Genomic DNA, 13,003 nt, shown 5'->3' with positions numbered 1-13,003 from the left:
CTATTGTCCCAATCGTCAGCCCCTATAATGGGCACAATTGAGTCTCGGTTATGTTTGGCCGAAAGCTTGTGTCATGATGATCCGACCGCAGGTTAGTCGTCCTCTTCCTATATGAATAGATCTTCCGCGTTGCTCCTCGCTTTTGTCTTCCTCAGCGGCTGCCAGGCCTTGGCTCCCGTTTCGCCGGACGGTACGCCGTCGGTTGAAGACACCACGCCCGCGCCTGAAAAGCCCAAGGTTTACAGCTCGTTCAGCGAGGAAACCGTTTTCAGCCTGTTGAGCGCCGAACTCGCCGGCCAGCGCAATCGTTTCGACATTGCCCTGGACAACTACGTGACCCAGGCCATCAACACCCAGGATCCGGGTGTGTCCGAGCGTGCGTTCCGTATCGCCGAATATCTGGGCGCCGATCAACCGGCCCTTGATACCGCGCTGATCTGGGCGAAAAACGCCCCGGACGACCTCGAAGCGCAACGCGCCGCCGCCGTGCAACTGGCGCGCGCCGGGCGTTATGACGACTCGATGGTCTATATGGAGAAGGTTCTGCAGGGCAAGGGCGATACTCACTTCGACTTCCTCGCGCTGTCGGCGGCAGATACCGATCAGGAAACCCGCAACGGTCTGATGAAAAGTTTTGACCGGTTGTTGCAACGCCATCCGAATAACAGCCAGTTGATCTTCGGCAAGGCCCTGCTCTTGCAGCAGGACGGCGACAACAAAGCCGCATTGACCCTGCTCGAAGACAATCCGCCGGATGACGGCGAGATCGCGCCGATTCTGCTGCGCGCACGCCTGCTGCAAATTCTCAACCGTGGCGACGAAGCACTGCCGCTCCTGCAAAAAAGCATCAAGAAGTACCCGGACGACAAACGCCTGCGCCTGACTTATGCGCGCATGCTGGTCGAACAGGATCGCATGGACGACGCCAAAGCCGAGTTCTCCAGCCTTGTGCAGCAATACCCGGAAGACGACGAACTGCGTTACTCGCTGGCATTGGTCTGCCTGGAAGCCAAGGCCTGGGATGAGGCCAAGGGTTACCTGGAAGACCTGATTGCTCGCGAAAGCCACGTCGATTCGGCGCACCTGAACCTGGGGCGCATTGCCGAAGAACGCAACGACCCGCAAGGCGCCCTTATCGAATACGCCCAGGTCGGCCCGGGCAACGACTATCTGCCGGCGCAGTTGCGTCAGGCCGATATTCTGATGAACAACGGCAAGACCGCTGAAGCGCAAAGCAAACTCGCCGCTCAACGCGACGAACAACCGGACTACGCGATTCAGTTGTACCTCATCGAATCGGAAACCCTGTCGGCCAATAAACAGGACGACAAAGCCTGGAAAGTATTGCAGCAAGCCTTGCTGCAATACCCGGACGATCTGAATCTGCTGTACACCCGGGCCATGCTCGCGGAAAAACGCAATGACCTGGCGCAAATGGAAAAAGACCTGCGCCTGATCATCAAGCGTGATCCGGACAACGCCATGGCGCTCAACGCTTTGGGCTACACCCTGTCCGACCGCACCACTCGCTACGCTGAAGCCAAAGCGCTGATCGAGCAGGCGCACCAGATCAACCCGGAAGACCCGGCCGTACTCGACAGCCTCGGCTGGGTGAATTACCGCCTGGGCAATCTGGATGACGCCGAGAAATATCTGCGTCAGGCGCTGGAGCGCTTCCCTGATCACGAAGTCGCCGCGCACCTGGGCGAAGTGTTGTGGACCAAGGGCAAGCAGCGTGAAGCCAAACAAATCTGGGGCAAATTCCTCAAGGATCAGCCCGACAGTACCATTCTGCGCAGCACCATCAAGCGCCTGACCGGATCCGAGACTCTTTAACTCATGTTTTTGCGCCACGTTATTGTTTTCAGCTTCATCGCCCTGCTCGCTGGCTGCTCGGGTTTTGGCACTCGTGAATCGGTCGAGGGCCACGGCAGTCCGGCTCAATGGGCCGCGAACAAACAACAGCTGAGCGGCCTCGACGGCTGGCAGATCGACGGCAAGATCGGCATCCGCGCACCGAAAGATTCCGGTAGCGGCACGCTGTTCTGGCTGCAACGTCAGGATTACTACGACATCCGCTTGTCCGGCCCGCTGGGTCGCGGCGCCGCGCGACTGACCGGGCGTCCGGGCAAGGTCTCGCTGGAAGTCGCCAATCAGGGCCGCTATGAATCGCAGTCCCCGGAAGCCCTGCTCGAAGAACAGCTTGGCTGGAAACTGCCCGTGTCGAATCTGGCCTGGTGGGTACGTGGCCTGCCCGCTCCGGACAGCAAAAGTCGCCTGAACCTGGACGCCGACAGCCGTCTGGCCAACCTGGAACAGGATGGCTGGAAAGTCGAATACACCGCTTACACCGAACAGAACGGTTACTGGTTGCCGGAACGCATCAAGCTGCACGGCACTGACCTGGACGTAACGCTGGTGATCAAGACCTGGCAACCGCGCAAGTTGGGGCAATAACGCATGACCGCTGCACGCCTGACCCTGCCTTCGCCAGCCAAACTCAACCTGATGCTGCACATTCTCGGTCGCCGTGAAGACGGTTATCACGAGTTGCAGACGCTGTTTCAGTTTGTCGATTACGGCGATGAAATCACTTTTGCCGTGCGTGATGACGGTGTGATTCAACTGCACACCGAATTCGCTGGCGTGCCGCATGACAGCAACCTGATCGTGCGCGCGGCGAAAATGCTTCAGCAACAGTCTGGCTGTTCGCTCGGCATCGATATCTGGATTGATAAAGTGCTGCCCATGGGCGGCGGTATCGGTGGCGGCAGTTCGAATGCGGCGACGACTTTGCTCGGTCTGAACCATTTGTGGCAGTTGGGCTGGGACGAGGATCGCCTGGCCACGCTGGGTTTATCCCTGGGTGCCGACGTACCGGTTTTCGTCCGTGGCCATGCGGCTTTCGCCGAGGGTGTGGGCGAAAAACTGACCCCGGTCGATCCCGAAGAACCGTGGTATCTGGTGCTCGTGCCGCAAGTCTCTGTAAGTACGGCAGAAATTTTTTCAGATCCTTTGTTGACACGTAACACGCCGCCCATTAAAGTGCGCCCCGTTCCCGAGGGAAACAGTCGAAATGACTGCTTGCCGGTGGTTGCAAGGCGTTATCCAGAAGTACGTAACGCATTGGATTTGTTAGGTAAATTTACCGAAGCAAAGCTCACCGGAACTGGAAGTTGTGTGTTTGGGGGCTTCCCAAGCAAAGCTGAAGCTGATAAAGTCTCGGCCCTTCTGACAGAGACCCTTACAGGGTTTGTAGCCAAAGGCAGCAACGTTTCGATGTTGCACCGCAAGTTGCAAAGTCTGCTCTAAAGGAACCAAGTGCTCGGCACTTGATGCAACAGATACAGGGGCGTCGCCAAGCGGTAAGGCAGCAGGTTTTGATCCTGCCATGCGTTGGTTCGAATCCAGCCGCCCCTGCCATTTTCTATACTCATCCAGGTTACCCTCAGCCTCTAGGTACTGCGCGTGTCCAAGATGATGGTCTTTACGGGGAACGCTAACCCCGATCTGGCTCGGCGTGTTGTACGTCAGCTGCATATCCCTCTCGGTGACATCTCTGTCGGTAAGTTCTCCGACGGCGAAATTACTGCCGAGATCAATGAAAACGTTCGCGGTAAAGACGTTTTCATTATTCAGCCGACTTGCGCTCCGACCAACGATAACCTGATGGAACTGGTAGTGATGGCTGATGCCTTCCGCCGCTCCTCGGCTACTCGTATCACTGCTGTTATTCCTTATTTTGGTTATGCCCGTCAGGATCGCCGTCCGCGTTCCGCACGTGTGGCTATCAGCGCGAAAGTCGTTGCTGACATGCTTACCGTAGTCGGCATCGACCGTGTTCTCACGGTTGATCTGCATGCTGACCAGATTCAGGGTTTCTTCGATATTCCGGTAGATAACATCTACGGCTCCCCGGTTCTGGTGGATGACATTGAAGATCAGCGCTTCGAAAACCTGATGATCGTGTCCCCGGACATTGGCGGCGTCGTGCGTGCACGTGCTGTTGCCAAATCCCTGGGCGTGGACCTCGGGATCATCGACAAACGCCGTGAGAAAGCCAATCACTCTGAAGTGATGCATATCATCGGTGATGTCGAAGGGCGTACCTGTATTCTGGTTGATGACATGGTCGATACCGCCGGCACTCTGTGCCACGCGGCCAAGGCCTTGAAAGAGCATGGCGCAGCCAAGGTCTTTGCCTACTGCACACACCCTGTGCTGTCGGGTCGGGCCATCGAGAATATCGAAAATTCCGTGCTGGACGAGTTGGTGGTAACTAACACCATCCCGCTGTCCGCTGCAGCACAAGCCTGTGCACGTATCCGTCAACTGGATATCGCACCGGTTGTTGCCGAAGCGGTTCGCCGCATCAGCAATGAAGAATCGATCAGCGCGATGTTCCGTTAAGGGCCCTGCCCTTCGCGAAATGTCTCGTTGACGAAAAGCGCCCCGCCCCGGCATTCCTGCCGGGGCGGGGCTTTTTTGCCCATACCGTGTTTGGCGCTGGTCGCAAACGCCACTCCGGTCATGGCTATTTTGGAGATACAAAATGAACGATTTTACTCTGAATGCTGAAGTGCGTTCCGACCTGGGGAAAGGTGCGAGCCGCCGCCTGCGTCGTCTCGCCGCTCTGGTTCCAGCTGTTGTTTACGGTGGCGAAAAAGCCCCTGAATCCATCAGCATGCTGGCCAAAGAAGTTGCCAAACTGCTCGAAAACGAAGCGGCTTACAGCCACGTTATCGAACTGAACGTTGGCGGCAAAAAGCAGAACGTCATCATCAAAGCCCTGCAACGTCACCCGTCCAAGGGTCACGTTCTGCACGCTGACTTCGTACGCGTCGTAGCCGGTCAGAAACTGACCGCTATCGTGCCTGTGCACTTTGTCGGTGAAGAAGCTCCGGTCAAGAAAGGCGGCGAGATCTCGCACGTCCTGAACGAAATCGAAGTAACTTGCCTGCCGAAAGATCTGCCTGAGTTCATCGAAGTCGACCTGTCGGCTCTGGAAATCGGCGCAATCGTCCACCTGTCCGACCTCAAAGCCCCTAAAGGCGTTGAGTTCGTTGCACTGGCTCACGGTGACGACAAAGCTGTTGCAAACGTACACGCTCCACGCGTTGCTCCAGAAGCTACCGAAGAAGGCGCAGCAGAGTAATTCACTCTGTTCAGCCTGAGTGAGCAAGTAACATCGCGGACTGGAACGTAGCGAGAAAGCGGGCGAGAACGCGGAGTTTACATCCATGGTAAATGAGCATTTTTCGTCCACTTTCGCCGCTTTCCCTGATCGCGGCGATGTTACTCACCACTCAAAGGAAGGGCCCCTATCGTGACTGCCATCAAACTGATCGTTGGCCTGGGAAATCCAGGCGCCGAATACGACCAGACCCGGCATAACGCAGGGGCCCTTTTTGTTGAGCGCATCGCCCACGCACATAATGTGAATCTTGTGGCCGATCGCAAATATTTTGGCCTGACCGGGCGCTATTCGCATCAGGGTCAGGATGTTCGTCTGCTGATTCCCACCACTTACATGAACCGCAGCGGCCAGGCCGTGGCGGCACTCGCCGGATTCTTCCGCATCAAGCCTGAAGAAATCCTCGTGGCGCATGACGAACTCGACTTGCCTCCGGGCGTTGCCAAGCTCAAGCAGGGCGGCGGCCATGGCGGTCACAACGGGTTGCGCGACATCATTGCGCAACTGGGCAATCAGAATACGTTCTACCGCCTGCGGCTTGGCATTGGCCACCCGGGCGTCGCCAGTATGGTTTCAAATTTCGTCCTGGGTCGTGCGCCACGCGCCGAACAGGAAAAACTCGATGCCAGCATCGACTTTGCCCTCGGCGTGCTGCCGGATATCCTCGCCGGTGAATGGAACCGCGCGATGAAAAACCTGCACAGCCAGAAGGCCTGACTCTACTCCGAGGGGAAACACCATGGGATTCAATTGCGGCATCGTCGGCCTGCCTAACGTCGGCAAGTCCACCCTGTTCAACGCCCTGACCAAATCCGGTATCGCGGCCGAGAACTTCCCCTTCTGCACCATCGAGCCGAACAGCGGCATCGTGCCGATGCCGGATCCGCGTCTGGACGCTCTGGCGGCCATTGTCAATCCAAAGCGCATCCTGCCGACCACCATGGAATTCGTCGACATCGCTGGCCTGGTTGCCGGCGCCTCGAAAGGTGAAGGCCTGGGCAACAAGTTCCTCGCCAACATCCGCGAAACCGACGCGATCGCTCACGTCGTGCGCTGCTTCGAAGACGAAAACGTGATCCACGTTTCCAACAGCGTCGACCCGAAGCGCGATATCGAAATCATCGACCTGGAACTGATCTTCGCCGACCTCGACAGCTGCGAGAAACAACTGCAAAAAGTCGCGCGCAATGCCAAGGGCGGTGACAAGGACGCAGTCGTTCAGAAAGCTCTGCTGGAGCAATTGATCGCGCACTTCACCGAAGCCAAGCCGGCGCGCAGCCTGATGAAGAACATGAGCGCCGACGAAAAAGCGGTGATCAAGGGCTTTCACCTGCTGACCACCAAACCGGTCATGTACATCGCCAACGTCGCTGAAGACGGTTTCGAGAACAACCCGCACCTGGACGTGGTTCGCGCCATCGCCGAAGAAGAAGGCGCCATGGTTGTTCCGGTCTGCAACAAGATCGAAGCAGAAATCGCCGAGCTCGATGACGGTGAAGAGAAGGACATGTTCCTCGAGGCCCTGGGCCTGGAAGAGCCTGGCCTGAACCGCGTGATCCGCGCCGGCTACGAAATGCTGCACCTGCAGACCTACTTCACCGCCGGTGTCGAAGAAGTCCGCGCCTGGACCGTCAAAGTCGGTGCCACCGCACCACAAGCTGCTGGCGTGATCCACACCGACTTCGAGAAAGGCTTCATCCGCGCCGAAGTGATCGCCTACAACGACTTCATCCAGTACAAGGGCGAAGCCGGTACCAAAGAAGCCGGTAAATGGCGTCTGGAAGGCAAGGATTACATCGTCAAGGACGGCGACGTGATGCACTTCCGCTTCAACGTGTAAGCGTTGCGCCCAAGAAAAAGCCGCGTTTGATACGCGGCTTTTTTGTGCCTGAAATATTTTCCGCCGCACCACCAACCCCCTGTAGGAGTGAGCCTGCTCGCGATAGCGTTCTATCAGCTACAGATGTGCTGACTGACACACCGCTATCGCGAGCAGGCTCACTCCTACAATGGGAAATGTGTGAATCAGGCCTTTTTGGTGCGCGGCAAGAAGATCGCCAACACCCCAAACAACGGCAAGAACGAGCACAGGAAATACACGTACTCGATTCCGTGCACATCCGCCAGATGCCCCAGCAGCGCCGCGCCAATCCCGCCAAAACCAAACATCAAACCGAAGAACACCCCGGCAATCATCCCGACATTGCCCGGCACCAGTTCCTGCGCGTACACCACAATCGCCGAGAACGCCGAGGCCAGAATGAAGCCGATCACCACGCTGAGGACGCTGGTCCAGAACAGATCGACGTGAGGCATCAGCAGCGTGAACGGTGCCACGCCGAGGATCGAAAACCAGATCACCGCTTTACGGCCGATCTTGTCACCGATCGGCCCGCCGAAGAACGTCCCCGCCGCCACTGCACCGAGGAACAGGAACAGGTGCAACTGCGAACTGGCCACCGACAGGTCGAACTTCTCGATCAGGTAGAACGTGAAGTAACTGGTCAGACTGGCCATGTAGAAATACTTCGAAAACACCAACAGCCCCAACACCACCAACGCACTGGTCACCCTGCCCTTCGACAGCCCGTGAGTCGCGGCCTGACCGGCCTTGAGCTTGAACAGGTTCAAGTGATGGGCATACCAGCGACTGATGCGGTACAGCACGAACAGCGCAAACACTGCGAACAAGCCGAACCACGCCACATTGGCTTGACCGAACGGAATGATGATCGCCGCCGCCAGCAACGGGCCGAACGCGGAACCGGCGTTACCGCCCACCTGGAAAGTCGATTGCGCCAGACCAAAGCGTCCGCCCGAGGCCAGCCGGGCAATCCGCGAGGCTTCAGGGTGGAACGTCGAGGAACCAATACCGATCAGCGCCGCCGCCAGTAGAATCAACGGGAAACTGCCGACCATCGACATCATCACGATGCCAATCAGCGTACAGATCGAACCGGCCGGCAACAGCCACGGTTTCGGGTGCCGATCGGTGTGGTAACCGACCCACGGCTGCAGCAGCGAGGCGGTCAATTGAAAGGTCAGGGTGATCAGGCCGACCTGAGTAAACGTCAGGCCGTAATTGGCCTTGAGCATCGGATAGATCGATGGCAAAACCGACTGAATCAGGTCGTTGATCAAATGCGCCAGCGCCACCGCGCCGATGATACGCATCACCAATGGGCTGCTTTGCGGAGGAGCGGGCGCCGAGGCAGCGGCGTTCTGAACGTTGCTGATAGCCATGGAAGTTTCCGGACAGCAGATGGGTGCACACAGGCAGGTGCGTCAATGTGCCATTTTTCAGTGCGTCAGCGCCATCCCCTTAGCCAGCTAACTAACTGACTGACCGTCGACAGCAAGGTGATAGCGCAACGCCATGGTCTGAATCTTGCCTTGCTCTATCCCTTGAACGCGGCGTCCTTACAAAGGGCACCGACAATGGGAAGTTTCGCTACAGAGCCGGCCTACAGAGCGGGCGAGAGTGAACTTTCGAGGCCTTTTAGCAGGGCACAACATCCAGGTCGCACGACCGCGATGCACGCCATTGGTGCGTGGTGTCCAGAGGAGTCATGGGGCATGCAGGCTTTCCTTTCACCGGGGATCAAATTGCTGGGGCGGTTTGGCTTCGCAGGTAAATTTCAGTTGTTGTTTCTGCTGTTCATTCTGCCGTTGGCGGGTAGCCTGTTGATGATCGGCCAGGACTATCGCGACAAACTCAATCTGATTTCCGGCGAACGTGCCGGTGTCCGCCAGTTGCTCGCGCTGGATGCGCTGGACAACCTGCTCGCCGCCCAACGTGACCGCGCCGCCCGTTGGCGCGCTACGGAAACCAATCGACAACCGACGCCGGCTACCCTCGCCGCGATGGGCGCGTTTGACGCAGTGCAACCGGCAGTTCTGCAAGCCACCACAGATTTGGGCAACGCGCTGAAAAACGAAGGTGCCGAAGGCGAAACCCTCACCCGCTTTCAAGCGCTGCAAACTGCATTGAACGGTCTGGACTCGAAAAGCCTCAGCGGTGTCGGTTGGTGGCCGGACGGTTACGATCGTTTCACCAATGCGCTGAGCGCCCTGCAAGCGTTGCGCGAGCAGATCGTCATGGACAACCGCCTGACCCTCGCGCCGTGGCTGGAAACCTACCTGCTGACGCAAATCTCCACGCAGCACGCGCCGGACCTGATCGAACGCGTCGGCCGCCTCGCTGCGGTCGGTCAGGCCTCGGTCGTCTCTGGCCAATTCACCCTGCAAAGCCGTTTGCAGTTGCGCGATCTGCGCAGCCGCATCGGCGATGCCCGCGAGCAACTGGTCAAAACCGCCACGCTGCTCGAAGCACGCCTGCCGAAAGATCAGCAGAACTGGGCCAGCCAATATCATGACAGCCTGAAACGACTTGATAGCGGCCTGAAGGTGCTGGATGACGGCGTGTTCGGCGGCAGCATCACGCTCAAACCGGACGACTTTGAACGCAACCTCGATGCCCTGCTGACCGACCTCGCCGCCCTGCGCCAGCAGTCGCTGGTGTCGCTGGACCAACGACTGGATGCCTACCACAGCTCGGCGATCCGTCAGTTCATTATCGTTGCAGCCATTTTCGGCTGCCTGCTGCTCGCGGCGCTGTATCTGTTTATCTGCCTGCAAGCCTCGATCCGCCGCAGCGCCAGCGGCATCACCCTGCTCGCTGAGGCCCTGCGCGATGGCAACCTCAGTCTGCAAGTGCCCGTCGTGGGCCGAGATGAATTGGCGGCGATCAGCACCGCACTCAACGTTGCCGTGGTGCAACTGCGCACGAGCATGCTCGGCGTTGATCACGAAACCTCACAACTGAGTCACGCCGTGCGCAGCCTCAACGAGCACTCCAGTGGCGCCCTTGGTGAAGTCGAGGCGCAGCAGTTGCAGATCAGCCAGATCGCCGCAGCTGCCACGCAGCTGGCCGCGACGTCGCAAGGCGTGGCGCAGAGTTGCGAACAGGCCTCCGGCAGCGCCCAGCACACCCGGCGCATCGCCGCCGACAGCAGCCGTGACAGCCAGCGCACCACGGCGAGTATTCAGCAGCTCAATCAGCGTTTGAATGAAACGGCTGCGGCGTTGGGTCGGGTCAGCGAGCAAGGTCAGCAGATTCAATTGGTGGTCGACACCATTCGCGGTGTTGCCGAACAGACCAATTTGCTCGCGCTCAACGCAGCTATCGAAGCCGCACGCGCGGGTGAACAAGGTCGCGGTTTTGCCGTGGTCGCCGACGAAGTGCGCAGCCTGTCACAGCGCACACAATCTTCGACAGCGCAGATTGCCGGCACCGTCGACAGCCTGCGCGCGACGGTCAACGAAGCCGTGAGCCTGATGGAAGCTGCATGCGGCCAGGCGCAAACCGATGCCGAGTCGGTGACCGGTCTCGGTGAACGCCTGGGCGAAATCGCCAGCGCCGTGCAGAGCGTCACCGACACCTTGGCGCAGATCGCCACAGCGGTTGAAGAGCAAGCGAGTACCGCAGATGAAGTCAGCGGCAATATTCAGCAGGTCGATCAGGCAGCCGTGCGTTTGCTTGAAGGCGCACGGGCGGTGAACCTCGCAGCGGACACCCTGAGTCAGGGCAGCCATGCCTTGAGCGCCAATACGGCAAGATTTCAGCTGCGTTGAGGCCCTGCCCGGCCCGGATTTTCCGGGCTGGAGGATAAGCGGTTGAAAATAAGAAGAAATATTTTAAATTTACGCTTGACGCTTTTCCATTTCAGGGGAATAATGCGCGCCACTTGGCTACATAGCTCAGTTGGTTAGAGCATAGCATTCATAATGCTGGGGTCCGGGGTTCAAGTCCCTGTGTAGCCACCAAGTACTAAAAACGGCTTACCGAAAGGTAGGCCGTTTTTTTATGCCTCGAGAAAAGTCTCGGTAATCTGTCACTTCAAAATATCCTTCTCTTCGTTGCTCCCTTTGGTCGCTGCCTGTGCGATCAGTGCGTCGAGCATCTGCGCAATGACCTTCTGCTGGACCTTCGAAAGCTCATTGATGGACTGCAGCCGTCGATACCACGTCGAGGTCAAGCTGCGTCTGGGCGTCTCCGTGTACGAGGGAACCCCGAGCAGGTCCTCAACAGGCACGCGAAGCGCAAACGCCATCTTCACCAGCGTCGTGACCGGCATACTGCGCGTGCCCTCCTCGTAACCCTGAAAGGTTTGCCGGGAAAGACCTAAAGCCCGTGCAAACCGAGTCTGCGTGATCTCGTGCACTGTGCGTAAGTGAGCAATGCGACTGCCCATCGCCACCAGAAAATCGCGGTCCTCATTGGAAACACTCATGACAATGGCCGACTGAAAATAGAATTGAATGGCAACGGACTTATCCCTTTCATCTGAAATCCATCCTGGAAAAAACAACAGAAAACATCCTCAGGTAAAGGCGCGTAAGTTGTCGACCTGAAAAGTCTGTAGGAGAAATGCGGAGCAACCACCAAGCTGGAGCGAAGTACTACAGGCGCGAAATGCCTTTTCATTCGACTGAATCGGTACCGAGCGATCAGGTTGAAAAAACGCTGTAGGAAACGGGTTCGATCCAGGTATGAATTAGATCGCGCACCACAAATACAAAAAACGGCTTACCGCAAAGTGAGCCGTTTTTTGTGCCTGTGAGGAAAGTGCCGACAGCAAAGAGACTGATGATTTATTGCGAGCAGTTTTCCAACGCCGACAACCCTTTAACCCAGATCTGCCGCGTGCGCAAACCGACCATTGCACGCCAATCCGGATCAGCCGGATAAAACTGCTCCAGCAGATTCAACTTGATCGCCCGCCCCGTGGCATCCAGCGGATCACCATACAAATGCAGCCAATGGTCATCGCGCAGATGCCGATGCACATCCGGCCCCGGATACGTCCCGCACTCGATCACGAACGGCATCAACTGCACGTCCGGTAAAGCATTGAGCAACGCCTGCGAGGTGTACCCGGTAGCCGTCGCCGCGACACCGGTTTCGCTCAAGGTGTCGGCGCCGGTGTGCAGGGTGTAAAGCCATGGGCCATAAATTGCCTGGGCCTGCGCGAGTGCCGGGTAAGGCGCCTGGGTGATGGTCAGCAACATCGGATGGCCGTATTCGCCAGCGCCGGTGTGCAGGTCGAAACACATCACGGTTTCAGCGCCAGCCAGATGCTTTTCGATGATTTGATGCAAAGTGCGATTCGACCAGTTCGGCGCACGACCACCGTAAAACAGTCCGTCGGGATGGCTGTGCTGGCCGCCCTCGACAATCGACATCACCGCCGGCCAGCCGTGTTCGTTGATCTGCGCATCGAGCAAGGCATCGGCGCGTTGGCGCTCGGGGCCGTGCAAATCGGTGCAGGCGTAGATTTCATGCAGTGCGGCGTACGCGCGGTTATCCGGTAGCGGCCCGGTGAAATCCAGGTGATTGCGGTTGAGGTCGATGTTGTCTTCGTTGACCCGGCGTAACCACGCCGTGCCCCATGGGTTGATCAGGTGCACCATCACCACCGCGACATCCTTGGGCAATGAGCCGGGTTCGAAGGTTTTCAGCCAATCGATCTGGCAATCCGAGCCGTAATAACCCTCGACGCCGTGCGTACCGCTGAGCGCTACCAGACGACGTTTTGCCTGCGGATCGCCGAGCACGGCGACGTCGGTACTCAGGGGTTCGCCGAATGGCCCGCAACGCGGATGGGCGTACGAGGTGAGCGTGGCGCCGGCGGCATTGGCGGCGGCGATGAACTGTTCGCGTTGATCGCGGTAGCTGGATTCGGTGGGGAACTCGCTGTGCATATCAGCCTCTTGTTGATCTTGTAATTGTGGGAGCGAGCTTGCTCG

At 58.1% G+C, this 13,003-nt stretch carries 11 protein-coding genes and 2 tRNA genes; 10 read left to right on the top strand and 3 right to left on the bottom strand.

Annotated elements, in window-relative coordinates; all coding sequences use genetic code 11:
- Positions 1–111: 111 nt before the first annotated feature.
- The 8 genes from HUW52_RS06475 to ychF all read left to right on the top strand — a co-directional run bounded on the left by HUW52_RS06475 (position 112) and on the right by ychF (position 7,034).
- Entirely contained in the window at positions 112–1,836 is a 1,725-nt protein-coding gene (locus HUW52_RS06475; protein WP_016987218.1) for a tetratricopeptide repeat protein, read from the top strand.
- A gap of 3 nt (positions 1,837–1,839) precedes the next feature.
- Positions 1,840–2,457, top strand: a complete 618-nt coding sequence (gene lolB / locus HUW52_RS06470) for a lipoprotein insertase outer membrane protein LolB (RefSeq protein ID WP_141127536.1) — start codon at positions 1,840–1,842, stop codon at positions 2,455–2,457.
- A gap of 3 nt (positions 2,458–2,460) precedes the next feature.
- The gene (ispE, locus tag HUW52_RS06465; protein WP_016987220.1) at positions 2,461–3,312 is read left to right on the top strand and encodes a 4-(cytidine 5'-diphospho)-2-C-methyl-D-erythritol kinase; all 852 of its coding nucleotides are present in this window, start codon (positions 2,461–2,463) and stop codon (positions 3,310–3,312) included.
- 36 nt (positions 3,313–3,348) lie between these two features.
- A tRNA-Gln gene (locus tag HUW52_RS06460) sits at positions 3,349–3,423 on the top strand.
- Between the two features lie 45 nt (positions 3,424–3,468).
- Positions 3,469–4,410: a ribose-phosphate pyrophosphokinase gene (locus HUW52_RS06455; RefSeq protein ID WP_003171603.1), complete on the top strand. Its 942-nt coding sequence runs from the start codon at positions 3,469–3,471 to the stop codon at positions 4,408–4,410.
- Between the two features lie 142 nt (positions 4,411–4,552).
- A complete protein-coding gene (locus tag HUW52_RS06450) occupies positions 4,553–5,155 on the top strand; it encodes a 50S ribosomal protein L25/general stress protein Ctc (protein WP_016987221.1) in 603 nt (200 codons plus the stop codon).
- A gap of 171 nt (positions 5,156–5,326) precedes the next feature.
- On the top strand, positions 5,327–5,911 hold the full coding sequence (gene pth / locus HUW52_RS06445; RefSeq protein ID WP_175553220.1) for an aminoacyl-tRNA hydrolase: 585 nt from the start codon (positions 5,327–5,329) through the stop codon (positions 5,909–5,911).
- Positions 5,912–5,933: 22 nt separating this feature from the next.
- Positions 5,934–7,034: a redox-regulated ATPase YchF gene (gene ychF, locus HUW52_RS06440; protein WP_016987222.1), complete on the top strand. Its 1,101-nt coding sequence runs from the start codon at positions 5,934–5,936 to the stop codon at positions 7,032–7,034.
- Positions 7,035–7,219: 185 nt separating this feature from the next.
- Here the strand turns inward: ychF and HUW52_RS06435 are convergent, their stop codons facing one another.
- Positions 7,220–8,437, bottom strand: coding sequence for an MFS transporter (locus HUW52_RS06435; protein ID WP_175553219.1), 1,218 nt, complete (start codon positions 8,435–8,437; stop codon positions 7,220–7,222).
- A gap of 333 nt (positions 8,438–8,770) precedes the next feature.
- On the opposite strand from HUW52_RS06435, the gene HUW52_RS06430 reads away from it, so the two are divergent.
- Both HUW52_RS06430 and HUW52_RS06425 read left to right on the top strand, forming a co-directional pair.
- Positions 8,771–10,828 (top strand): methyl-accepting chemotaxis protein, encoded by a 2,058-nt coding sequence (locus HUW52_RS06430; protein WP_175553218.1) that lies wholly within the window; start codon positions 8,771–8,773, stop codon positions 10,826–10,828.
- 115 nt (positions 10,829–10,943) lie between these two features.
- Positions 10,944–11,020 (top strand) — tRNA-Met (locus tag HUW52_RS06425).
- Between the two features lie 68 nt (positions 11,021–11,088).
- On the opposite strand, the gene HUW52_RS06420 is transcribed toward HUW52_RS06425, so the two are convergent.
- Both HUW52_RS06420 and HUW52_RS06415 read right to left on the bottom strand, forming a co-directional pair.
- Complete coding sequence (locus HUW52_RS06420) at positions 11,089–11,565, bottom strand: helix-turn-helix domain-containing protein (protein ID WP_175553217.1); 477 nt, start codon at positions 11,563–11,565, stop codon at positions 11,089–11,091.
- Positions 11,566–11,848: 283 nt separating this feature from the next.
- Entirely contained in the window at positions 11,849–12,958 is a 1,110-nt protein-coding gene (locus HUW52_RS06415; RefSeq protein WP_175553216.1) for a DUF2817 domain-containing protein, read from the bottom strand.
- Between the last annotated feature and the right edge of the window lie 45 nt (positions 12,959–13,003).

Source organism: Pseudomonas sp. 43A, from assembly GCF_013363935.1.
Taxonomy (GTDB): Bacteria; Pseudomonadota; Gammaproteobacteria; order Pseudomonadales; family Pseudomonadaceae; genus Aquipseudomonas; species Aquipseudomonas crudilactis.
The sequence above is the reverse complement of the archived record's forward strand: the minus strand, read 5'-3'. Positions and strand labels throughout refer to the sequence as shown.

Excerpts from the sequence above, each read along its gene's own strand:
- HUW52_RS06450 (WP_016987221.1), top strand. The coding sequence starts at position 4,553 with ATGAACGATTTTACTCTGAATGCTGAAGTGCGTTCCGACCTGGGGAAA.
- HUW52_RS06475 (WP_016987218.1), top strand. The coding sequence starts at position 112 with ATGAATAGATCTTCCGCGTTGCTCCTCGCTTTTGTCTTCCTCAGCGGC.
- HUW52_RS06415 (WP_175553216.1), bottom strand. The coding sequence starts at position 12,958 with ATGCACAGCGAGTTCCCCACCGAATCCAGCTACCGCGATCAACGCGAA.
- HUW52_RS06430 (WP_175553218.1), top strand. The coding sequence starts at position 8,771 with ATGCAGGCTTTCCTTTCACCGGGGATCAAATTGCTGGGGCGGTTTGGC.
- ychF (WP_016987222.1), top strand. The coding sequence starts at position 5,934 with ATGGGATTCAATTGCGGCATCGTCGGCCTGCCTAACGTCGGCAAGTCC.
- lolB (WP_141127536.1), top strand. The coding sequence starts at position 1,840 with ATGTTTTTGCGCCACGTTATTGTTTTCAGCTTCATCGCCCTGCTCGCT.
- ispE (WP_016987220.1), top strand. The coding sequence starts at position 2,461 with ATGACCGCTGCACGCCTGACCCTGCCTTCGCCAGCCAAACTCAACCTG.
- HUW52_RS06435 (WP_175553219.1), bottom strand. The coding sequence starts at position 8,437 with ATGGCTATCAGCAACGTTCAGAACGCCGCTGCCTCGGCGCCCGCTCCT.